Source organism: Micromonospora sp. WMMD730, assembly GCF_049178955.1.
GTDB classification, from domain to species: domain Bacteria; phylum Actinomycetota; class Actinomycetes; order Mycobacteriales; family Micromonosporaceae; genus Micromonospora; species Micromonospora wenchangensis.
Genome location: NZ_JBMHML010000002.1, coordinates 7,075,973 through 7,097,591, shown reverse-complemented (window position 1 = coordinate 7,097,591; position 21,619 = coordinate 7,075,973). Strand labels below are relative to the sequence as shown.

Annotated in this window: 17 protein-coding genes; 7 read left to right on the top strand and 10 right to left on the bottom strand. The window is 73.4% G+C overall.

Going from position 1 to position 21,619, the window contains the following annotated elements; translation table 11 throughout:
* Window positions 1-145: 145 nt before the first annotated feature.
* The 3 genes from ACN265_RS30430 to ACN265_RS30420 form a co-directional block, all read right to left on the bottom strand.
* A complete protein-coding gene (locus tag ACN265_RS30430; RefSeq protein WP_421410820.1) occupies window positions 146-2,656 on the bottom strand; it encodes a polynucleotide kinase-phosphatase in 2,511 nt (836 codons plus the stop codon).
* Window positions 2,653-4,092, bottom strand: coding sequence for a 3' terminal RNA ribose 2'-O-methyltransferase Hen1 (locus tag ACN265_RS30425; RefSeq protein ID WP_421410819.1), 1,440 nt, complete (start codon window positions 4,090-4,092; stop codon window positions 2,653-2,655). Before ACN265_RS30425 ends, ACN265_RS30430 begins: the two co-directional genes overlap by 4 nt.
* A 131-nt stretch (window positions 4,093-4,223) precedes the next feature.
* On the bottom strand, window positions 4,224-4,436 hold the full coding sequence (locus ACN265_RS30420; protein ID WP_204928469.1) for a hypothetical protein: 213 nt from the start codon (window positions 4,434-4,436) through the stop codon (window positions 4,224-4,226).
* A 124-nt stretch (window positions 4,437-4,560) separates the two neighbouring features.
* Between ACN265_RS30420 and ACN265_RS30415 the strand changes: the two genes are divergently transcribed.
* Together ACN265_RS30415 and fbaA are read left to right on the top strand one after the other, a co-directional pair.
* Window positions 4,561-4,944 (top strand): phage holin family protein, encoded by a 384-nt coding sequence (locus tag ACN265_RS30415; RefSeq protein ID WP_204928468.1) that lies wholly within the window; start codon window positions 4,561-4,563, stop codon window positions 4,942-4,944.
* Between the two features lie 144 nt (window positions 4,945-5,088).
* On the top strand, window positions 5,089-6,111 hold the full coding sequence (gene fbaA, locus ACN265_RS30410) for a class II fructose-bisphosphate aldolase (protein ID WP_204928467.1): 1,023 nt from the start codon (window positions 5,089-5,091) through the stop codon (window positions 6,109-6,111).
* An 84-nt stretch (window positions 6,112-6,195) separates the two neighbouring features.
* Here the strand turns inward: fbaA and ACN265_RS30405 are convergent, their stop codons facing one another.
* On the bottom strand, window positions 6,196-7,401 hold the full coding sequence (locus ACN265_RS30405; RefSeq protein WP_421410818.1) for an LOG family protein: 1,206 nt from the start codon (window positions 7,399-7,401) through the stop codon (window positions 6,196-6,198).
* 329 nt (window positions 7,402-7,730) lie between these two features.
* Between ACN265_RS30405 and ACN265_RS30400 the strand changes: the two genes are divergently transcribed.
* Window positions 7,731-8,159, top strand: a complete 429-nt coding sequence (locus ACN265_RS30400) for a DUF3151 domain-containing protein (RefSeq protein ID WP_363649870.1) — start codon at window positions 7,731-7,733, stop codon at window positions 8,157-8,159.
* Window positions 8,160-8,214: 55 nt separating this feature from the next.
* On the opposite strand, the gene ACN265_RS30395 is transcribed toward ACN265_RS30400, so the two are convergent.
* Complete coding sequence (locus ACN265_RS30395; RefSeq protein ID WP_421410817.1) at window positions 8,215-10,737, bottom strand: chromosome partitioning protein; 2,523 nt, start codon at window positions 10,735-10,737, stop codon at window positions 8,215-8,217.
* Window positions 10,738-10,812: 75 nt separating this feature from the next.
* Window positions 10,813-11,826: a hypothetical protein gene (locus tag ACN265_RS30390; protein ID WP_421410816.1), complete on the bottom strand. Its 1,014-nt coding sequence runs from the start codon at window positions 11,824-11,826 to the stop codon at window positions 10,813-10,815.
* A gap of 123 nt (window positions 11,827-11,949) precedes the next feature.
* Here ACN265_RS30390 and ACN265_RS30385 point away from each other — a divergent pair, with 123 nt between their 5' ends.
* The 3 genes from ACN265_RS30385 to purD all read left to right on the top strand — a co-directional run bounded on the left by ACN265_RS30385 (window position 11,950) and on the right by purD (window position 16,051).
* Window positions 11,950-13,239, top strand: coding sequence for an adenylosuccinate synthase (locus ACN265_RS30385; protein WP_204928463.1), 1,290 nt, complete (start codon window positions 11,950-11,952; stop codon window positions 13,237-13,239).
* A gap of 178 nt (window positions 13,240-13,417) precedes the next feature.
* Window positions 13,418-14,344, top strand: a complete 927-nt coding sequence (locus tag ACN265_RS30380) for a type IV toxin-antitoxin system AbiEi family antitoxin domain-containing protein (RefSeq protein WP_421410815.1) — start codon at window positions 13,418-13,420, stop codon at window positions 14,342-14,344.
* Between the two features lie 456 nt (window positions 14,345-14,800).
* A complete protein-coding gene (gene purD, locus ACN265_RS30375) occupies window positions 14,801-16,051 on the top strand; it encodes a phosphoribosylamine--glycine ligase (RefSeq protein ID WP_421410814.1) in 1,251 nt (416 codons plus the stop codon).
* A 148-nt stretch (window positions 16,052-16,199) separates the two neighbouring features.
* On the opposite strand, the gene ACN265_RS30370 is transcribed toward purD, so the two are convergent.
* The 4 genes from ACN265_RS30370 to ACN265_RS30355 all read right to left on the bottom strand — a co-directional run bounded on the left by ACN265_RS30370 (window position 16,200) and on the right by ACN265_RS30355 (window position 20,867).
* Window positions 16,200-17,423, bottom strand: a complete 1,224-nt coding sequence (locus tag ACN265_RS30370; protein WP_421410813.1) for a serine hydrolase domain-containing protein — start codon at window positions 17,421-17,423, stop codon at window positions 16,200-16,202.
* A gap of 59 nt (window positions 17,424-17,482) precedes the next feature.
* Window positions 17,483-19,048, bottom strand: a complete 1,566-nt coding sequence (locus ACN265_RS30365; RefSeq protein ID WP_421410812.1) for an AMP-binding protein — start codon at window positions 19,046-19,048, stop codon at window positions 17,483-17,485.
* A 149-nt stretch (window positions 19,049-19,197) separates the two neighbouring features.
* Complete coding sequence (locus ACN265_RS30360) at window positions 19,198-20,412, bottom strand: acyl-CoA dehydrogenase family protein (protein WP_420118157.1); 1,215 nt, start codon at window positions 20,410-20,412, stop codon at window positions 19,198-19,200.
* A 2-nt stretch (window positions 20,413-20,414) separates the two neighbouring features.
* The gene (locus ACN265_RS30355; RefSeq protein WP_420118156.1) at window positions 20,415-20,867 is read right to left on the bottom strand and encodes an SCP2 sterol-binding domain-containing protein; all 453 of its coding nucleotides are present in this window, start codon (window positions 20,865-20,867) and stop codon (window positions 20,415-20,417) included.
* A gap of 78 nt (window positions 20,868-20,945) precedes the next feature.
* On the opposite strand from ACN265_RS30355, the gene ACN265_RS30350 reads away from it, so the two are divergent.
* Window positions 20,946-21,584 carry a TetR/AcrR family transcriptional regulator gene (locus ACN265_RS30350; RefSeq protein ID WP_194821032.1) on the top strand — a complete coding sequence of 213 codons (639 nt, stop codon included), beginning with the start codon at window positions 20,946-20,948 and terminating at the stop codon, window positions 21,582-21,584.
* Window positions 21,585-21,619: the final 35 nt, after the last annotated feature.

Sequence of the window (21,619 nt, the reverse complement as noted above, 5' to 3'; positions counted from 1 at the left end):
GGTGCTACGGCGGTCGCCGCAGCCTAAGGAGTTCGTCCCCGGCCGGGCGCCCCACGCCGACGGGCGGCGGCAGAATGGGCCGAACAGCCGACGGATTCACCCCGAAGGCCCACCCCGCCCGCCCGTCCCGCCAGGGGAGGGGCGGTCAGAGCCGGGGGTCGACCGGCTCCGACTCGCAGGCGAGGATCGCGAAGACCAGCTCGTGCCGACGCCACAGCGGCGCATCGGCGACGTAGGCGTCCAGGGCGGCCAGACCGAGCGCGTGCTCGCGCAGCGCCAGGCCCCGCTTGCGCCCCAGCGAACGGCGACGCAGCGCGGTGAGCTGCGCCGGATCGGTGTAGCCCGGACCGTAGATGATCCGCAGGTACTCCCGGCCCCGGCACTTGATCCCCGGCTGGAGCAGCGAACCGCGCGCCGACCGGGCGGCCGGACCGGCGTACGGCTTGACCACCATCCCCTCGCCACCGGCTGCGGTCAGCGTCGACCACCATCCGATGGCCGCCGCCACCGCAGCCTCGTCGTCCAGCTCCACCACCTGCCGTCGGGTCGGCGTGAAGAACTCCGGGTCGGCCGCGCAGAGCCGGTCGGCCAACGACAGGTGCCACCCGTGGTCCCGGTCGGTGAAGGTCACCGTCGCCCCGGCGAGCACCGCGAACGGTGCCAGGGTCACCCCGCGCAACCCCTCGGTGGGTGCCACGTACGCGCGGTAGGCCGCCGAGTAGCCGTCGACCTCCGCCTGCCGGGCCGCCATCCGGTCCCGCAGCGCGGCCACCGGCAGTCCCCGGGCCGCCGCCGAGTCCAGCGCGGCGAGAGCCGCCGGCAGCGCCGCCCGTCCGGCCGCCCCGACCCCGGCGTACTGCTCGCGGATCAGCCCGGCCGCCTTCGCCGACCAGGGCAGCAGCTCACAGTCCAGCAGCAGCCGGTCGGTGCCCAGCTCGTCCCACAAGCCGGCCGCGCCGACCGCCGCCCGGACCCGGTCCAGCAGCTCCCCGTCCAGCGGCGGGCCGAAGAACGGCCGACCGGTACGGGTGTGCACCACCCCACCGCCGAACCGGCCGGGTTCCCGCTCGACCAGCACCACCGCCCGGGAACCCATGTGCTTCTCCTCGCACACCACCCGCTGCACGCCGGCCGACCGGTAATCCTCGAACGCCTGCGTCGGGTGCTCCAGGAACCCCGGCACGGTCGACGTCGAGCAGGGCGCCATCGTCGGCGGCAACCAGACCAGCCGACCCGGGTCCACCGCGAACCGGCTCATCACCTCCAGCGCGGCGGCGGCGTTCTCCGCCGGCACGGTCAGCGTCCCGTAGGCGTGCTCCAGGTGCCGCCGCCCGGTCACGTCGGCCAGATCGAGCACCGTGTCCGGGCGGGTCGGGGTGAACAGCGGCCGGGCCGGGGCGTACCACTCCCGCTGGGCGTCGACCGCCACCAGCTCCCGCTCGGGGTAGCGCAGCGCGGTGAGCCTCCCGCCGAAGACGCAACCGGTGTCGACGCAGATCGTGTTGTTGACCCATTCCGGGGTCGGGGTCGGGGTGTGCCCGTACACGACAGTCGCCGCACCCCGGTAGTCGCGCGCCCACGGGTAGCGCACCGGCAGGCCGTACTCGTCGGTCTCGCCGGTGGTCTCGCCCCAGAGCGCGAACGAGCGGACCCGGCCCGACGCGCGGCCGTGGTAGGCCTCCTTCAGGCCGGCGTGCGCCACCACCAGCCGGCCGCCGTCCAGCACGAAGTGGCTGACCAGGCCGTCGATGAAGGTCGCCACCCCGGCCACGAACGTCGGGTCCTCGGCGGCGAGCTGGTCCATCGTCTCGGCCAGGCCGTGGGTGAGCCTGACGTCCTGGCCCCGCAGCTTGCGCAGCAGCTTGTGCTCGTGGTTGCCCGGCACGCAGATCGCGTGCCCGGCCGCCACCATGCCCATCACCAGGCGCAGCACGCCGGGGGAGTCCGGGCCGCGGTCCACCAGGTCACCCACGAATACGGCGGTACGACCAGCCGGGTGGACCGCGTCCACCGGGCGACCCGCGTCGTCGCGGTGCAGCACGAAGCCCAGCCGCGTCAGCAGCGCCTCCAACTCCGCCCGGCACCCGTGCACGTCACCGACGATGTCGAACGGCCCGGTCAGCTCCCGCCGGTCGTTGTACAGCTTCTCCAGCCGGACCCGCGCGGCGTCGATCTCCTCGACCCCGCGCAGCACGTGCACCCTGCGGAACCCCTCCCGGTCCAACTGCCCGGACGACCGGCCCAGGTCACGCTGCATCCGGGCCAGCACCTGCCGGCCGTGCGTCCGGTCGGCGCGGGCCTGGGTCCGTTCCCAGGCCACCGCCTCCGGCACGTCCAGCACGATCGCCACCGGCAGCACGTCATGCTCGCGGGCCACCCTGACCAGCCCGGCGCGGGCGTGCGGCTGGAGGTTCGTCGCGTCGACCACGGTCAGCCGACCCCGCCGCAGCCGGACCCCCGCCACGTGGTGCAGCGCCCCGAACGCGTCGGCGGAGGCGGACTGGTCGTTCTCGTCGTCGGCGACCATCGCCCGGAACGCGTCCGAGGCGAGCACCTGACTCGGCGCGAAGTGCCGCGCCGCGAAGGTGGACTTTCCCGAACCGGAGACGCCGACCAGCGCCACCAGGGCCAGTTCGGGAATGTCGAGGATGCTCATCGGGTCGCCTCCCGGCTGGCCACGGCGGTGAGGACGGCGAGCTGGGTGGGGTGGCCCAGCTCGGGGTCGGGGTCGCCGACCCCGCTGATCGTGGCCGTGTAGCCGTGCTCGGCGGCCACCCGGTCGACCCACGCGGCGAACTCGGCACGGGTCCACTCGAACCGGTGGTCGGGATGCCGGAACCGGCCCGCCGGCAGCCCCTCGTACCGCACGTTGTACTCCGCGTTCGGGGTGGTCACCACGAGCGTGCCCGGCCGGGCGTGACCCAGCACGGCGTCCTCCAACGCGGGCAGCCGGGCCGGGTCCAGGTGCTCGACGACCTCCATCAGCACCGCCGCGTCATAGCCGCGCAACCGGTCGTCCCGGTAGGTCAACGCCGACTGCCACAGCCGGACCCGGTCCTGCTGCCGCTGGGGCAGCCGGTCCAGCCGCAGCCGGCGGGCGGCCACGGTCAGCGCCTGGGCAGAGACGTCCACGCCCACCACCTCGGTGTAACGCCGGTCGGCGAGCAACGCGGTGAGCAGCGCGCCACCGCCACAACCCAGGTCCACCACCCGGCTCGCGCCGCTGGCCGCCAGCGCGGCGAGCACCGCCGCACGTCGCCGCACCGCCAGGGACGCCCGCCGGGGGTCGGCGACAGCCGGGCCGGTGGCCTCGTCGACACTGTCGTCCGGCACGGGTACGTCGGCCAGCCGCAACTCGGCCAGCCGGGCCATCGCCCGCCCGGCCAACGCCCGGCGGTGCGCCAGGTAACGACGGGTGATCAACGCCCGCTCGGGGTGGTCGGCCAGCCAGCCCGCCCCGGCCCGCAGCAGCTTGTCGATTTCGTCCGGGGCGACCCAGTAGTGCTTCGCGTCGTCCAGCACCGGCAGCAGGACGTACAGGTGGTTGAGGGCGTCGGCGAGCCGGACCGTGCCGGTCAGGCAGAGGTCGACGTACCGGCTGTCACCCCATTCGGGGTGCTGCTCGTCGAGCGGGAGCGGGGCTGCGGCCACCGCCCAGCCGAGCGGGGCGAACAGCCGTACCGCCAGCTCCGCACCGCCCCGGCAGCGCAGCACCGGTACCCGGATGCTCAGCGGGATCGCCGTGCCGGCCAGCTCCGGACGGTCCCGGGACACCCCGCGCAGCGCGGAACGGAACACCGTGGACAGCGCGGAGGACAGCAGGCTCGACGCGGCGTAGGCACGGTCGTTGACGTACTGCCCGAGGGTGAAACTCTCCGGGGTGGACGCCGCCCGCCGCCGCCCCACCCCGAGGCGCTGCGGATCGACCTCGACCAGCAGGGCGGCCGTGCACCGCTGCTCCGTCGCCTCCGGGTAGAAGACGTGCGCGGTGCCCGCCGGCAGGTCGAACTCCTGCACCCGGTCGGGGTGCTTGACCAGCAGGAAACCGAGATCCGTCGCCGGCTGGTGGGTGGTGGTCAGGGTGAGCAGCACGCGCCCATGATCCCAGCGCGGCCGATCCGGCGTCGTCCTCATTTCCCGGCACCCGGTGCCGTCGGTACCGCTCGTCCTTCTCCCGGCCGCGGGCTGCTCTCAGCCCTGTCCGGCCGGCCGGACCCGCACCGTCAGCGGTAGTCGTCCTCGTCGGCGGTGACCACCCGGGCCTGCTCCATGGCGTCCCAGTCGGCGACCTCCAGGCCCCGGTGCGGCTCGGCGTCGGTCTCGTCCGGGCCGATCACGGCGGCCTGCTCGACCGCGTCGGCCGGCTCGGCCTCTAGGTCGCGTTCCTGCGGGTCGAGGTGGTCGCTCGGGGTGAAGTCCTCGTCGGGCTGACCCATCGTCCCTCCCTGGCTGCGGCGGCCTGTCCACCCCACCGTACGGGCTGGGGGCGGAGGTCGCCCGGTGGGCGCGGGAACGCGGGAACGTCCCACCGGCGACGCCGGGCGGTGTCAGGATGGATCGGTGGGCTTCCTGATCCGGTTGGTGATCACGGCGATCGCGCTGTGGGTCACCACGCTGATCGTGCCGGGGGTCGACGTCTCCGGGCGCAACGGCGCGAACACCGCGTTCACCCTGCTGCTGGTGGCGCTGATCTTCGGCGTGGTCAACGCGGTGCTCAAACCGGTGATCAAGGTGGTCGGTTGCGTGTTCTACCTGCTCACCCTCGGGCTGTTCGCGCTGGTGGTGAACGCCCTGCTGTTCCTGCTGACCGACCGGATCGCGCGCGCGGTCGACCTGTCGTTCCGGGTGGACGGTTTCTGGCCGGCCTTCTGGGGGGCCATCGTGATGGCCGTGGTGACCTGGCTGATCAGCGTCGCCGTGCCGGACGGCCGGGAGGCCCGGTGAGGCCGGGCGGTGGACGGTCACCGGGGCGGTTGTGTCCGCCGACGCCTCCTACGGGATACTGCCGACGGTGGACAGCGCGGTCCGGCGCACCGATGGAAGACAGCGGCCAGCGCGGCCGAGAGCGGTAAGTAAGGAGCGTTTCACATGCCCATCGCTTCCCCCGAGGCTTACGCGGAGATGCTGGACCGGGCCAAGGCCGGCCGGTACGCGTACCCCGCGATCAACGTGACCTCGTCGCAGACCCTGAACGCGGCGCTGAAGGGCTTCGCCGACGCGGAGAGCGACGGCATCATCCAGGTGTCCACCGGTGGCGCGGAGTACCTGTCCGGCCCGTCGGTCAAGGACATGGTGACCGGCGCGGTGGCGTTCGCCGCGTACGCGCACGAGGTGGCCAAGAAGTACCCGGTCAACATCGCGCTGCACACCGACCACTGCCCGAAGGACAAGCTGGACGGGTTCGTCCGGCCGCTGATGGCCATCTCCCAGGAGCGGGTGAAGGGCGGCCAGGAGCCGCTGTTCCAGTCGCACATGTGGGACGGCTCGGCCGTGCCGGTGGCGGAGAACCTGCAGATCGCCGCCCAGCTCCTCGACGAGGCCGCCAAGGGCAAGATCGTCCTGGAGATCGAGGTCGGCGTCGTCGGTGGCGAGGAGGACGGCGTCGAGAACGCCATCAACGACAAGCTCTACACCACCGTCGAGGACGGTCTGGCCATGGTCGAGGCGCTCGGCCTGGGCGAGAAGGGCCGCTACATGGCGGCGCTGACCTTCGGCAACGTGCACGGCGTCTACAAGCCGGGCAACGTCAAGCTCCGGCCGGAGATCCTCAACCAGATCCAGGAGGCGGTCGGCGCCAAGTACGGCAAGGACAAGCCGCTCAGCCTGGTCTTCCACGGCGGCTCCGGCTCGCTGCTGGAGGAGATCCGGGAGGCGCTCGACTACGGCGTGGTGAAGATGAACATCGACACCGACACCCAGTACGCCTTCACCCGGCCCGTCGCGGACCACATGCTCCGCAACTACGACGGCGTCCTCAAGATCGACGGCGAGGTCGGCAACAAGAAGCAGTACGACCCGCGTGCCTGGGGCAAGCTGGCCGAGGCCGGTCTCGCCGCCCGGGTCGTCGAGGCGTGCGAGCACCTGCGCTCCACCGGCACCCGGATGAAGTGACCCTGACGTACCCCGTCGACGGCCGGCTCCCCACCCGGGGTGCCGGCCGTCGCCGTCTCGGGTCCCGACCGGCCCCGCCGGACGTCAGGCGGTCGCGGTGAGCACCCGGACGGCCTCCCGTACGTCGTCGGTGAGGTGGATGCTGCCGGACAGGTCACCGAAGGGCGACCCGGCGAACAACGGCCGCAGCAACGACTCGATCGGCAGCTCCCGGGTCCAGTACGCCTGGTCGAGGAAGACGTACGCCCCGCTCGCCCCGTCCGTGCCGTAGTACGTCTTCGTGGCCGCCTGGAACACCTCCTGCACGGTGCCGGCCCGGCCGGGCGCGAAGACGATCCCGCCCCGGGCCAGCCGCAGGATGGTGTCCTCCCGGATGGCGTTGGAGAAGTACTTGGCGATCCGCCCGGCGAACAGGTTCGCCGGTTCGTGCCCGTACAGCCAGGTGGGGATGGCCAGCCCGCCGGAACGGGCCCAGTCCACCCCGGGACCGCGCTGCTGCGGCACGGTCGCCGCGTAGCGGTCCCGCACGGCCAGCGCGGCGGCCGTGTAGCGGTCGTGGTCGGTGAAGTCGGGGGCCACCGCCAGCAGGTCGATCGCCGTGTTCAGCTCCTGCGCCGGCCAGGCCGACAGGAACGCGCCCAGGTTGGCCGCCTCCATCACCCCGGGGCCGCCGCCGGTCACCACCAGCCGGTCGGCCCGCGCCAGCTCCCAGCCCAGCACCGCCGCCATCCGGTACGGCACACTGCCGCGCTGGACCGCGTGCCCGCCCATCACGCCCACCACCGACTGCGGACCGTGGGTGGCGAGCCAGGTCCGGGTCGCGTCGGCCAGGGCGTTGTCCACGCCGTGGTCGTGCAACCGCTGGCCGAGCGCCTCCTTCACGTCAGGCAGGGCGCCACCGTGGGCGCGGAAGTGGTCGTAGACCCGGGTGTCGTACATCCCGGCGAACCCGGCGGTGGCGAACCCCTCGGCCAGGTCGGTCGGGGTGTAGAGGTGGGCCGGCTGGGTCGGGTACGGCAGGCCGGAGAAGGGCGGCACCACGTTCGCGCCGCGCCGGACCAGGTCCGCGCCGACCTCCCGGCCGGCGAACCGGCAGCCGACGAAGAGCGTGCCGGCCACGTCGGTGGCGGTCAGGTCGGGGACCGGGTCGAGATCGAGGCGGAGCCCCTGCACGGTCAGCCCGGCGAGGCTGTCGGCGGCCAGGTGCCTGTCGAACTCGGCACGGGTCTCGATCTCGTCATGACTGGTGTCGTGCGGCGCGATGACGTCCGCCGGAGGTGGGGTGGGCACCCCGCCATCCTGCCCCCACCCCGCCACCGCGCACCGGGGCAGGGGTACCGACGACAGGAGCCCGGCGACCGAGGTCGCCGGGCTCCTGCGTAACCGGGTCCTGGGGAGGCTCCGGACCAATAGTTGTAGTGGAAAATATCTTCGGGTGGCATGGGCCGCAGGGCCGGTACGGTCGGCCGAGGGTTCACCCCACAGGGCCGAGGGTTCACCCGACGGGGCCGAGGGTTCACCCGGTGGGGTCCCCGACGTGACGTAGACCTCCACCGTTCAGCCAGCGTACCCACCCGACCCCCTCGCGCCCCGCAGGGCGAAGCGGGTTGAATGGGGCGATGCAGAACCTGTTGCCTGAGCCTCCGGCCACTCTCCTGCCCGCGCACGACGACGCGGACGCCGCGTTGGCCGCTGCCGCAGAGCAGGGCACCGACGAGGCGTACGCCGAGGTCGCGGCCCGCTTCCCGACGCACAGTGCGGCCTGGGCGGCGCTGGCCACCCGGGCCCTGGACGGCGGCCAGGTGGTCGCGGCGTACGCGTACGCCCGCACCGGCTACCACCGGGGCCTGGACCAGCTGCGGCGCAGCGGCTGGAAGGGGCACGGCCCGGTCCCCTGGTCGCACACCCCGAACCAGGGCTTCCTGCGCTGCCTCTACGTCCTGTCCCGGGCCGCCGGGGAGATCGGCGAGGCGGACGAGGCCGCCCGGTGTGCCCAGTTCCTCCGCGACTGCGACCCGGCCGCCGGGGACGCCCTCGCCAGCGCCTGACCGACCCGTCTCCGGTCCGCCCCGACGGTCGTCGGGGCGGACCGGCCGACCGGGGTCAGAGGCCCTCGGCCACCGCTGCCGCGATCTTCAGCCAGGCGTCCCGGGTGGCCGAGGAGAGCCCGCCGTACCGGATCGGCTCGCCGGTGTCGATCAGCCGCTCGTACGGCGCGAGCAGCACCGCCCTCGTCCGGGCGGCGAAGTGCTCCTGGATGGCCGGCAGGTCGATCTCCTTGCGTGACGGGGGCATCGACACCACCGTCACCGCCTGCCGGACCAGCCGGTGCCGGCCGCTCTGCTCCAGGTGGTCGAGCATCCGGGCGGCCGTCTCCGCCGAGTCGTTACGGGCCGACATGGTGACCACCAACTGGTCGGTGGCGTCCATCGCGGCCTGCCAGTTCTGCGCCCGGACGTTGTTCCCGGTGTCCACGAAGATCAACTTGTAGAACCGGCTCACCACCTCGCGGATCTCGGCGAACGCCGCCGCCGTCAGCATCTCGCCCCCGGTGGCCGACTCGTCCGAGGCGAGCACGTCGAACATCCCCTCGCCCTGCGAGCGGACGTACTGCGACAGGTCGCCGATCCGGCCGTGCGGCCCCTGGAACTGCCCGAGGTCCCGCAGCATGTCGCGCACCGTACGGGAGTGGAAGTCCTGCTGCGCCCGCATCCCCAGGGTGCCCTGGGTCTCGTTGTTGTCCCAGGCCAGCACGTAACCCCCGCGCTTCTGCCCGAAGGTCATCGCGAGCAGCAGGATGGCCACCGTCTTGCCGGCGCCGCCCTTGGGATTGACCACGGTCACCTGGCGCAGCCCGCCGAAGTTGCGGCGCACCATCTCGATGTCCCGCTTCACCTCCTGCTCGTGCTGCCCCGGGGGGAGCTTCACCAGGCCGATCCTGTTGACCATGGCCCGGACGCCCATCGTGGCGATCGGCTCGGCCGGCCGGATCTGCCGGCGGCGGGCGAAGTCCTCGGCGGTCGGGGCGATCCCGCTCTCCGGCGACCACCCCATCTCGGGGTAGCCGACCGAGGTGAGCGGATCGGGATAGACCGGCGCGGGTGGGGACGCCGGAGGCGTCCCGCCGGAGGTCGACGGCTCCGGCCAGGACGGCCGGTACCACCCGCCGGTCACCTGCTGCGCCGGTGCGGGCTGTTCCGCTGCCGGTTGCGGTCCCGGAGCCGACTGCCCCGCTGCCTGCTGTGGTCCGGCCTGTTGTGCCGGCTGCTGCGGCGATCCGGCGGCCGGCTGTCCCGGTCCGGGTTGCTGTCCGGGTACCGGGTACCCGTGAACCGGCAGGCCGGGTTCCTGCGGCCCGGGTAGCGGCAGCCCCGCTGCCGGCGAATCGAGCCGTGCGAGGCCCGGTGCCGACGAGCCGGGTAGCGGCAGCCCGGGTACCGGTGGCTCCGGCAGCGCGGGACCGGACCCTGACGGCTCGGGCAGGCCGGACCCTGACGGCTCGGGCAGGTCGGGTGCCGGCTGGTCGGGCAGGCCGGGTCCCTCGCGGTCCGTCGACTCCGGTCGGAGCGGAGCGGGAACTGCCGCCCCGGTTCCGGGCGGATCGAACCCGGGGACGGCCGGTCCGGCTGCGGTCGGCTCGGGCCGGCCCGGTGGCGTCGGTTCGCCCGGTTCGGGCCAGCCCGCTGCCGGTTGCTCCGGGCCGGCGTCCCCGGTGGCGGCCCGGAACCCGCCGGGGACACCGGAACCGGCGACGGGCGGCGGTGTGGTGGTCGGACCGGTGGCCCGGTCGGGCTCGTCGATCCCGGTGGAGAGCCGCTGGGGCGGCAACGCCCAGGGCGACTCGCCCCGCCCCGTGGACTGTGCCGGCACTGCCGCCACGACCGCCGGTTCGGCCTCCTGGATCTTGGAGGATCTCGGCCCCGCCGGCGGCCCGAACCTTCCAGGATTCAACTCGGTCGGGTCATCTCCGTGGGCCACGACGCTCCCGTTGCGCGGAGGGGATGGTGGGGCGGGATGGGACGGACTGTTCGGCGGGGGCGTCGGCGCAGCCGACATCGACGGTCCTGGCCCGGCGGGCGGGGCAGCCGGAGTCAGCGGCCCGGGCCCGGCCGGCGCAGCAGCCGTGGGAGGTCCGGGCGGCGGAGCGACGGAGGCCGGTGGTGCCGGTGGCCCGGCGAGCGACGGGTCCAACGTGAAGGGCAGGTCGAGATCCACCCGCCCGGTCCGGCCCGGCCCCGTTCCACCGGCCGGTGCGGTCGCCCGGCCCGCACCGCCACGATCCGCCGGGGCGGCGTACCCGGGAGGGGCGTAGCCGGGTGGCGGGTCGTAGCCGGGGGAGTCGTCGTACCTCGGGGAGTCGTCGTACCTCGGGGGAAGTTGGGTCGACGGGGTCGGCTCGGGCAGGTCGGGCACCCAGCCGTCACCGGGCGGGGCCCAGCCGCCGTCGGGCGGCAGGGGCGCGACCTCCGCCGCGAGCGACGGGTACGCCGTCGGCGGGTAGACCGGCGTGGGCTCGGCGGCCCAGTGCGGCACCGGGGGGTCGGGCGGCCAGAGTGGTTCGATGTCCCGCTCCGGCCCCGGCTGCTGGCCGGGCTGTCCGGCCCGGTCGGCGTTGTCGTCCACCACGGATCCTCCCCACTCCTCCCGCCGAGGATAGGCCGTCCCGTTCCCGTTACGCCGGGTGACGGATGTGGGGAACGGTCAGCCGGTGAAGACCGCCCAGGCCCCGGGCTCGGTCCACCAGGACCGCTTGCGGCTCAGCTCACCCTCGACCCCGTCGTCGAGGAAGGGCACCCGCTCGTCCCGGGGGATCACCGCCACCGCCCGGCCCCGGGCCCGCCGGACCTCGTACCGGATCTTCTTCTTCCTACCCAACGTCGGGCGGGTCGGCACGGGAACGGCCACCGCGACCTCCACCCGACCGTCGGCCGGGTCGCCGGCGGTGAGCAGCGGCAGCGAGTCGAGGGTGGCGTAACCGCCGGCGTTGCCGATCGCGCAGGCCAGGATCGGGTCCGCGCCGTCGGAGAGCACCGCGTCGTCCACCTCCACCCGACCCCGCCAGTGCAGCGGCCGGCCCGCCTCGTCGGCGGCACCGAGCAGCGCCCCGTCCAGGGTCACCGAACCGCCGTCGTTGCGCAGCAGGTCGAGCCGGCGTACGCCGCCGTCGAGCACGGCCGCCGCCACCGCCGCCGGGTCCCGGGGCAGGCCGAGCTGCGCGGCCAGGTCCCGGTGCGGGCCACCCCGGGCCGGATCGAGCGGGAGTACGCCGATCGGCGGCAGGTCGGGCACCGTACGGTTGCCGGCCAGTTCGGCGGGACGGCGGCTGGGCGGTGGGGCGTACCGGCGGACGAGCCGACGCACGACGGCGCGCAACTGGGCGTCGCTGGCGACGGCGACGACCAGCCTGGTCTTGCTGTCCGGGTCGGGCCAGGCGAGGCCGTCGGGGCGGGCCGGGCCGTCCAGCCGGGCCAGCACCTCGTCGACCTCGGCGTCGGAGCGGGCGACGACGGTCTCCACCCGGGCACCCCGCGCGGTCAGCGCGTCCGCGCAGGCCAGCACCGGTACGCGCGGCGTCTCGCAGCGCTGTCCGTCCGGTGGCGCGGCCGGTTTGCCGGTGGCCTCGGGAGCACCGCCGCAGCAGGCGTCGCCGCTGCCGCAGCCCCCACCGGGAGCGTCCCGCTCGGAGCCGAGGGTGAGCAGCACCACGTCGTACACTCCGGGCCTCCTGCCTCGCGACGTGAACCCCTGCCGGCCACGCCGTTTCTACTTGTTAGCCTGACACCCCGGGCTCGCCAACCGGTCGCCACCTGGCACCCGAGCCTTCTGGAGGCGGAAAAGATGCCAGCGATCGTGCTCATCGGTGCTCAGTGGGGCGACGAGGGCAAGGGCAAGGTTACCGACCTGCTGGGTGAGCGGGTCGACTACGTCGTGCGCTACTCCGGCGGCAACAACGCCGGCCACACGGTGATCACGCCGGACGGGCAGAAGTACGCGCTGCACCTGATGCCGTCAGGCGCGCTCTCCCCGAGCGCGATGATCGTCATCGGCAACGGGGTGGTGGTCGACCCGAAGGTGCTGCTCGCCGAGATCGACGGGCTCGCCGAGCGGGGGGTGGACGTGTCCCGGCTGCGGATCTCCGGCGACGCGCACCTGATCATGCCGCACCACCGCGCGCTGGACCGGGTGGTGGAGCGCTACCTCGGCTCGGCCCGGATCGGCACCACCGGGCGCGGCATCGGCCCGGCGTACGGCGACAAGGTCGCCCGGATGGGCATCCGGCTCCAGGATCTGCTAGACCCGGGCATCCTGCGCAAGAAGCTGGAACTCGCGCTGCGCGAGAAGAACCAGCTGCTGTTCAAGGTCTACAACCGCAAGGCGATCGACGTCGAGGAGACCGTCGAGGAGTACCTGCGGTACGCCGAGCGGCTGCGGCCGTACATCGCGGAGACCCGGGTGATGCTCTGGGACGCCCTGGACCGGGGCGAGACGGTGCTGCTGGAGGGTGCCCAGGCCACCATGCTCGACATGGACCACGGCACGTACCCCTTCGTGACCTCGTCGAACCCGACGGCCGGTGGGGCGTGCGTGGGTGCCGGCATCCCGCCCACGGCGATCAACAGGGTGATCGCGGTGAGCAAGGCGTACACCACGCGGGTGGGTTCGGGCCCGTTCCCGACCGAGCTGTTCGACGACAACGGCCAGCACCTGCGCAAGGTCGGCCACGAGTACGGCACCACCACCGGCCGGGAACGCCGGTGCGGCTGGTTCGACGCCGTCGTGGCCCGGTACGCGTGCCGCCTCAACGGCGTCACCGACCTGGTCGTCACCAAGCTGGACGTGCTCACCGGCCTGTCCAAGGTCCCGCTCTGCGTCGGGTACGAGATCAACGGTGAGCGGTTCGACGACATGCCGATGACGCAGACCGACTTCCACCACGCCACCCCGATCTACGAAGAGCACGACGGTTGGTGGGAGGACATCAGCAAGGCGCGCACCGAGGACGAGCTGCCGGAGAACGCCCGCCGCTACATCGCCCGCATCGAGGAGATCACCGGCACCCGGGTCAGCGTGGTGGGCGTGGGCCCCGGCCGCGAGGAGAACGTCGTCCGCCACCCCCTCCTCCCCTAACCCCCCGCCTCCCCTCTCCCGCTTCCCGCGCCCCGCTCCCGCCGTGCCCCGGTGATCAAGAGGTTTGCGTCACGGATTCGCCGTCCGATGACGCAAACCTCTTGATCACCTGTGGAAACCCGAGGGTTGTCCACAGGGGTGGAAGTTGGGGTGGGTGGGGCGTGAGGGTGGCGGGGTGATGCCGCTCGAAATTCTCCGTCGGATCGCCCTCGGGCAGGACGGCATGGTCACCACGTCACAGGCCCTCGCGGCCGGGCTGACCCGGCACCATGTCCGGCAACTCTGCCGCTCCGGGCGGTGGAGGCGACTGTCCCGTGGCTGCTACGCCCCCGCCGGGCAGCCACCGGACGCGATCACCCGGCGGGCCCGCATCCGGGCGGCGGTGACGAGCCTCGGCCCCGGAGCCTTCGCCGTCCTCGACAGCGCCCTCGCGCTGCACGACATCGCCGGGCCACGCCGATCCGCCGTCCACGTGTCGGTGCCGGTGGACCGGCCCCGGCCGCAACGGCACACCGACCCGATGCTCGTCCTCCACCAGTTCACCGTGGCCCCGGGCGACGTCGTCGACGTGGCCGGCATTCCCACGACCTCGCCGTTGCGCACGGTGACGGACATGATTCTCCGGCTCGACCGGTACCCGGCGGTGTCCGTGCTCGACTCGGCACTGAACCGGGGGCTCGTCACCCGGGAGGACCTGGCCACCGCTCCGGCGCTCGTCCGGGGCCGCCGGGGTGCCCTGGCGGCCCGCAACCACCTCGCCGAGGTGGACGGTCGCGCCCAGTCACCGCTGGAGACCTGGTCGCGGCTGCGCTGCGTCGACGGCGGAGTCCCGCCCGACGTGCTGCAACAGGAGGTCCGGGACGGGGACGGTCACCTGCTCGGCATCGGTGACCTCGGGTGGCGGGCGGCGCGGTTGATCGCCGAGGCCGACGGAGCGGGCCCACACGGCACCCCGGACGCCCTGTTCGCCGACCGCCGCCGGCAGAACCGCCTGGTCAACGCCGGTTGGCGGGTGCTCCGGTTCACCTGGTCCGACGCGCTGCGCCCGGACTACATCCCGCACACCGTCCGCCAGGCCATGGCCCTGACCCGCTCCCGCCCCTAGGCCGTCGGCTGCCCCGTCCCGGCACCGCCCCGTGTCTCGGCACCGCTCCGTCTCGGCATTGCCCCATCCCATCCCGCTCTGCCCAGTCTCGGCACAGCCCGATGCGGCCCCCCGCCTCATCACTCTGCTCGCCGCCGGCCATCCCATCCCGCTCTGCCCAGTCTCGGCACAGCCCGGCCCCGCCCCGCCCCGGCATACCGCCCCGCCCCAGCTCAACCCGACTCCACCTCGCCTCACCCCTGACCCCTGACCCCTCGGACGGTGATCAAGAGGTTTGCGTCAGCTGATCAAGAGGTTTGCGTCAAAGTCGATCTTCAACGTGACGCAAACCTCTTGATCAGCGGGGCAGGGCGGGGCGGGACGGGGCGAGGGTGGGGCGGGGCGGGCAGGGCGGGATGGGATGGGGCGGGGGCGAGGGCAGGGGGGTGGTGGGGGTGGTGGGTAGGATTCGTCGCCGTGCGCGTACTTCTTCTGGGTGGTGGCGGGCGGGAGCATGCGCTCGCGCTCGGGTTGGTCGAGGACCCGGCGGTCGAGGCCCTGCTGGCGGCGCCCGGTAACCCGGGGATCGCGGGTGTGGCGGAGCTGCGGCAGGTCGATCCGGCCGATCCCGTCGCGGTGGCCGGGTTGGCGGTGGAGGTCGGTGCCGACCTGGTGGTGATCGGGCCGGAGGCCCCGCTGGTCGCGGGGGTCGCCGACGCGGTACGCGCCAAGGGCGTCCCCGTCTTCGGCCCGTCGGCCGCGGCGGCCCGGTTGGAGGGCTCCAAGACCTTCGCCAAGGAGATCATGACGGCGGCCGGGGTGCCGACCGCCCGCGCGTACACCTGCACGGACGCGGAGAGCGTCGGGCGGGCGCTCGACGAGTTCGGCACGCCGTACGTGGTGAAGAACGACGGGCTGGCCGCCGGCAAGGGCGTGGTGGTCACCGACGACCGGGACGTCGCGCTGCGGCACGCGCAGGAGTGCGGTCGGGTGGTGATCGAGGAGTACCTTTCCGGCCCCGAGGTCTCCCTGTTCGTGGTGACCGACGGTGAGGCAGCCCTGCCGCTGCTGCCGGCGCAGGACTTCAAGCGGGCCGGCGACGGCGACGCCGGCCCGAACACCGGCGGCATGGGGGCGTACGCGCCGCTGCCGTGGGCACCGCCGGGTCTGGTCGACGAGGTGCTGGCCGACGTGGTCCACCCGACGCTCGCCGAGATGCGCCGCCGGGGCACCCCGTTCGCCGGGCTGCTCTACGTCGGGCTGGCGCTCACCGCCGCCGGCCCCCGGGTGATCGAGTTCAACGCCCGCTTCGGCGACCCGGAGACCCAGGTCGTGCTGGCGCTGCTGGAGACCCCGCTCGGCGGGCTGCTGCACGCCGCCGCGACGGGCACGCTGGCCGCGCATCCGCCGCTGCGGTGGCGGGACGGTGCGGCCGTCACCGTGGTGGTGGCCGCCGAGGGTTACCCGGCGACTCCACGTACCGGTGACGTGATCACCGGTGCCGACCACCCGGGCGTCATCCACGCCGGCACCGCCCGCCGGGCCGCCGACGGCGCGTTGCTCTCCGCCGGCGGCCGGGTCCTCTGCGGTACGGCCACCGGCCCGGACCTGACCGCCGCCCGGGACGCCGCCTACGCCCTGGTACGCGGCATCGAGCTGGCCGGCTCGCACCACCGCAGCGACATCGCCGCCACCGCGATCGACGGCCGGATCACCGTCCCCGACTGACCACAGCCGGGGCGACTGCCGCAGCGCCCGCCCGACGCCGGGCGCGGCACGACACGGGAGCGGGCGGCCACCCTCCCGGCCCGGCCACCACCGCGATCAACGGCCCGCAGTGGCGGCCCGGTCGGGTCGTGCCCCGTCGGGTCGGCGGTCAGAGCAGGGACAGGGCGGCGGCGATCACCCGTTGGGCGGTGGCGCTGAGGTCCTCGCCCTTGGCGTCGGTGCTGGTGATCGAGTATTCCACCCGGAACCGGCCGTCCCGGGTGGAGGCGACCCCGGCGAGGTAGCCGTACCGGGAACCGGTCTTGATCCACAGGGTTTCGCCGTCGGGCAGCGGGAACGCGGTGAGCCCGGCGCTGTAGCGGGCCGGCCCGCCGCCGATGTCCGGCACGCCCGGCAGGGTGAACATCGTGCCGAGCTGGGCCGGTGGCACCACCCGGCCGGCGAACAGCGCGGTGAGGAAGGTGTCCAGGTCGGTGAGACTGGAGATGATGTTGCCGGAGGCCGGGGTGAAGGTCTGGCTCCAGGTGGTGGCGTCGACGAGTTCGGTCCGGCCGTCCCGGTCGACGGCCTGGTAGCCGTGGGCGTGCGGGCCGCGGATGCGCGGGTCGTCGCCCGGTGCGTAGGTGTCCTTGAGGCCGAGCGGTCGGGCGATGCGCCGGTCCAGTTCCGTCGCGTACGGGTGGCCGGTGACCTTCTCGATGATCATCCCAGCGACGATGTAGCCTATGTTGGTGTAGTGCTGCTTCGTGCCGGGTTCGAACTCGCGGGGGTTGTCCAGGCCGAGCCGGACCAGCTGTTGCGGGGTCCACCTGTCGTACCGGTGGGCGAGCTGCCACTCGATGCCGTCCGGCATTCGTGGGCTGGGCAGGCCGCTGGTGTGGTCGAGCAGTTGCCGGACGCTGACCGTCGGGTAGCCGGCGGGGAGCAGCCCCGGCAGGAGCCGCTGCACCGACGCGTCGAGGTCGATCCGGCCCTCGGCCACGAGTTGCAGCACCATGGCCGCGGTGAAGGCCTTGGTGACGCTGCCGACCCGGAACCGGGCGTGCGGCGGTACGGGTGCCTGGCTGCGCAGGTCCCGTACGCCGGTGGTGCCGGTCCAGCAGCCGTCGGGCGTGGTGATCCGGACCTGGGCGCTGGTGGCGTCGGCGTCGGGTAACCCGGCTATCGCCTGCGCGACAGGGGTCGGGTCGAGGGTGCCGGGCCGGCAGCCCGCAGCCCCGCGCCGGTCACCGGCGGAGGCGGGAGAGGGGGCGGAGACGGGAGAGGGGGCGGCGACGGCGAGCAGGGCACCGAGTGTCGTGGCGACGAGCACGGCCCGTCGATTCATGATCTTCATGGCGTCGAGCCTGCCGGTGACGGGGAGCGACGACATCGGGGAGAGTCCCCCGCCACACCCCGATCGTCGGCTCGGGGAGACCACCCCGGGGAAGATCAGCCGTAGTAGCGGCGCAGTTCCCGGGTGAGCACCTTGCCGGTGGCGTTGCGGGGCAGGTACTTCACGAAGATCACGTCCCGGGGGACGGAGAACCGGGCCAGGTAGCGCCGGACGTACTCGCGTACCGCCTCCGGGTCCAGGGTCTCGCCGGGGTGCAGGGCGAGGAACGCGGCCAGCCGTTGCCCGTACTGCGGGTCCGGCACGCCGAGCACGGCCGCCTCGCGGACCTGCGGCAGCCGGGCGAGCAGGTCCTCCAGTTCGGACGGGAACACGTTCTCCCCGCCGGAGACGATCATGTCGTCGGCGCGGCCGTCGACGAAGAGCAGTCCGTCGGCGTTGACCCGGCCGAGGTCGCCGGTGTCGAGCAGCCCGTCGTGGGTCTCCCGACGGGCCCCCGATGTGTAACCCTCGAACAGCATCTCGTTGCCGACGAGGATCCGGCCGACCCGCCCGGCCGGCACCGGCTTCCCGTCGTCGTCGACGATCTCCAGGCGGGTGCCGTGCGGGGGGCGACCGGCGGTGGTGGGGGCCTGGCGCAGCTCGGCGGGGCCGGCGATGGCGGCCCAGGAGACCTCCGTCGAGCCGTACAGGTTGTAGAGGACGTCGCCGTAGGTGTCCATGAACCGGGTGGTGAGGCCGCCGGGCAGCGCCGAGCCGCTGACCGCGACCACCGTCAGCGCCGGTCGCGGGTCCGGCGGCGGCACGTCGAGCAGACGCTGCACCATCACCGGTACGGCGAACAGTGCCTGGCAGCGGTGCGCCACGAGCGCGTTCAGCGTGGCGGCGGGGTCGAACCGGCGGTGCAGCACGATGGTGGCGCGCAGCGCGAAGGCGACCTGGAGTGCCGCGTACCCCCAGGTGTGGAAGATCGGGGCGGCGATCAGCACGGTGTCGTGGGTGTGCAGCGGGATGCGGTCGATGATGGACACCAGCGGGCCGAAGCCGTTCGGGACGGGCCGGCGGGCGCCCTTGGGTGTGCCGGTGGTGCCGGAGGTCAGCACGATGGTCCGGCCGTCGTGGGCGGGCGGGGTGAGCCGGTCGGCGGGGAGCGCGGCGGCGATCAGGGCGTCGAGGCCGGGTTCGTCGACCCGGTGCACCTCGGCGGGGACACCGAGGACCCGCTCGGCGAACTCGGTGTCGTGCACCAGCACCCGCAGCCGTTGCTCCTCGGCGACGGTGGCGAGCTGCGCGGCGGACAGTCCGGTGTTGACCAGCACCGCGTCGGCGCCGAGCAGGGTGGCGGCGACGATGCCCTCGATGAGCCCGTGGTGGTTACGGCACAGCAGCCCGACCCGGTCCCCGGCCTGTACGCCGAGCACGCTGCGCATCGACCGGGCGAGCCGTTCGGCCCGGTCGAGCAGTTCCCGGTAGGTGAGTTCGTGGCCGTGCTCGTCGACGACGGCGACCCGGCCGGGGTCGCGGGCGGCGGCCTGCCGTAGTTCGCCGGCCATGCCCCAGCCCCACTGGCGCAGTGCGGCGAGTTGCGAGGCGACCCGGACGGGGTGCCCGGGGGTGAGCAGTCCCCGCCTGGTCAGTGTGGCCACGATGAACGGCAGGTCCATCCGGCGACCTCCTTCGGGGTGTGACGTGGGGCCGGCCGGGGCCCTCACCAGGGATTCCTTTCCGATCATGCGTCGTCGCCGGCCGACCGCCCAGTCGGTGTCGCCCGTGGTGGACGGGCGGTGACCGGGCGGTCGACCGGTGGCGACGGTCAGCGGATCTGGACGCCGGAGATGGCGCGGGAGATGACCAGCCGTTGGATCTCGGAGGTGCCCTCGAAGATGGTGTAGATCTTGGAGTCCCGGTACCAGCGTTCGACCGGGTGGTCGCGCAGGAAGCCGGCCCCGCCGAGGAGCTGCACGGCCCGGTCGGTCACCGCGACGGCCACCTCGCCCGCCTTGAGCTTGGACATCGAGCCCTCGCCGGCGGTGAACGGCCGGTTGTTGCGGCCCATCCAGGCCGCCCGCCAGACCAGCAGCCGGGCGGCGTCGATCTCCATCTTCATGTCGGCCAGGGCGAACGCGACGGCCTGGTTCTCGATGATCGGCCGGCCGAACTGGACCCGGTCCCTGGCGTAGTCGAGGGCGTACTCGTAGGCGGCGCGGGCGACGCCGAGTGCCTGCGCGCCGACGGTCGGCCGGGACAGCTCGAAGGTGCGCATCGCGGCCTGGCCGCTGGCCCGTTGCCCGGACCGGGCGCGGGCCAGCCGCTCGTCCAGCGCGTCCTTGCCGCCGAGCAGACAGCGTCCGGGCACCCGGACGTCGTCGAGGAAGACGTCGGCGGTGTGCGAGGCGCGCAGTCCCAGTTTCTTCAGTTTCCGGGTCGCGTGCAGCCCGGCTGTCCCCGGCGGTACGACGAACGCGGCCTGCCCGCGCGAGCCCAGCTCGGGCGCGACGGAGGCGGTGACCACGTGCACCCCGGCGATCCCGCCGTTGGTGGCGTACGCCTTCTGCCCGCGTAGCACCCACTCGTCGGTGGCCTCGTCGTGGACGGCGCGGGTACGCATGGCCGAGACGTCGGAGCCGGCCTCCGGTTCGGTGGTGCAGAACGCGGCGACGGCGGGGGCGTCGACGGTGCCGAAGCACTGCGGCACCCATTCGACCATCTGGTCGGGGGTGCCGGTGCCGTAGATGGCGGCGACGGCGAGCGAGCTGCCGAAGATGCTCAGCCCGATGCCGGCGTCGCCCCAGAAGAGTTCCTCACTGGCGATCGGCAGGGACAGTCCGGTGGGGTCGGCCCAGCAGGTGGCGAGGAACTCGAAGCCGTACAGGCCGATCTTCGCCGCCTCCTGGATGATCGGCCAGGGGGTCTCCTCCCGGGCGTCCCACTCGGCGGCGGCCGGGCGCACGACCTCGGCGGCGAAGCCGTGCACCCAGTCCCGCAGATCCCGCTGTTCCTCGTTCAGGTCGAGCGAGAACTCGGCCATCGTCAGGCCTTGGGGATGTCGAACAGGTTGGCGATGTTGGCGGCCAGGCCCAGGTCACCCTTGGCCTTGAGCTTGCCGGTCATGAACATCATCACCGGGTTGGCCCCGCCGGAGACGATCCTCAGGAACTCGACCGGGCCCATGGTGAGGCTGAGCTTCGGGTCGCGGGTGGGGGTATCCGAGACGGTGCAGGTGCCGTTCTCGATGACGATCTCGTAGGTGTCGGCGCCACCGTCGGGGCGGCCGGTGATGTTCCAGTGGATGACCGCGTTGGTGGCGCCGGCGCGGTCGGCGCGGAAGATCTGCGGCATCCGGCTGAAGACCTCGCTGAGCACCTTGCCGCGCAGGTCGCCGGACATCACCTCGGCGATCTTGTCGTCCGGGGTGGACTTGACCAGCTGGGCGAACTCCTTCGGGCCGAAGTTGGCGAAGTTGGCCGGGTCGAAGTCAGTCATGGAAGTTGCACCTCTCGGGGCGGACCGGTTCTGGTTACTCTCGCGTAACCCTACGCACGAGTAGGTATGCTCGCAAGGGTGTCCAGCACGCCGAGCTTCAAGCGCCTCCCCCGCGCCGTACGCGAGCAGCAGATGCTCGACGCGGCCGTCAAGGTCTTCTCCCGGCGCGGCTTCCACGCCGCCAGCATGGACGAGATCGCCGAGGACGCGGGCATCTCCAAGCCGATGGTCTACGCCTACCTCGGCACCAAGGAGGAACTCTTCATCGCCTGCCTGCACCGGGAGACCGCCCGGATGATGCTGGCGATCGCCGGGGCCGCCGCCCCCGACCTCCCGCCCGACCAGCGGCTCTGGCGCGGCCTGCGGGCCTTCTTCGGCTTCGTCGGGGCGCACCGCGACGGCTGGGCGGTGCTCTACCGGCAGGCCCGGGGCTCCCAACCGTTCGCCGCCGAGCTGGCCGCGATGCGCGCCCGGCTGGTCGACGTGGTCGCCGGGATGCTCGACCACGCGCTGCGCGCCCGGGACCGGGAGGTCGCCGCGACCGAGCTGGAGGTCGTCGCGTACGCCCTGGTCGGCGCGAGCGAGTCGCTTGCCGACTGGCTCGCCGACCACCCGGAGGCCGAACCGGAGAAGACCGCCACCCGGATGATGAACGTCGCCTGGCTCGGCGCGGCCCAACTCCTCGACGGCGTCACCTGGCGACCCCCGGCGGACTGACTGCCCCCACTCTCCCGGCGCGGCTCACCGGTCCC

Bases quoted from the DNA above. Each gene is read 5' to 3' on its own strand.
- ACN265_RS30385 (WP_204928463.1), top strand. From the start codon at position 11,950: ATGCCAGCGATCGTGCTCATCGGTGCTCAGTGGGGCGACGAGGGCAAG.
- ACN265_RS30365 (WP_421410812.1), bottom strand. From the start codon at position 19,048: ATGGACCTGCCGTTCATCGTGGCCACACTGACCAGGCGGGGACTGCTC.
- fbaA (WP_204928467.1), top strand. From the start codon at position 5,089: ATGCCCATCGCTTCCCCCGAGGCTTACGCGGAGATGCTGGACCGGGCC.
- ACN265_RS30380 (WP_421410815.1), top strand. From the start codon at position 13,418: ATGCCGCTCGAAATTCTCCGTCGGATCGCCCTCGGGCAGGACGGCATG.
- ACN265_RS30400 (WP_363649870.1), top strand. From the start codon at position 7,731: ATGCAGAACCTGTTGCCTGAGCCTCCGGCCACTCTCCTGCCCGCGCAC.
- ACN265_RS30430 (WP_421410820.1), bottom strand. From the start codon at position 2,656: ATGAGCATCCTCGACATTCCCGAACTGGCCCTGGTGGCGCTGGTCGGC.
- ACN265_RS30355 (WP_420118156.1), bottom strand. From the start codon at position 20,867: ATGACTGACTTCGACCCGGCCAACTTCGCCAACTTCGGCCCGAAGGAG.
- ACN265_RS30420 (WP_204928469.1), bottom strand. From the start codon at position 4,436: ATGGGTCAGCCCGACGAGGACTTCACCCCGAGCGACCACCTCGACCCG.
- ACN265_RS30370 (WP_421410813.1), bottom strand. From the start codon at position 17,423: ATGTCGTCGCTCCCCGTCACCGGCAGGCTCGACGCCATGAAGATCATG.
- ACN265_RS30360 (WP_420118157.1), bottom strand. From the start codon at position 20,412: ATGGCCGAGTTCTCGCTCGACCTGAACGAGGAACAGCGGGATCTGCGG.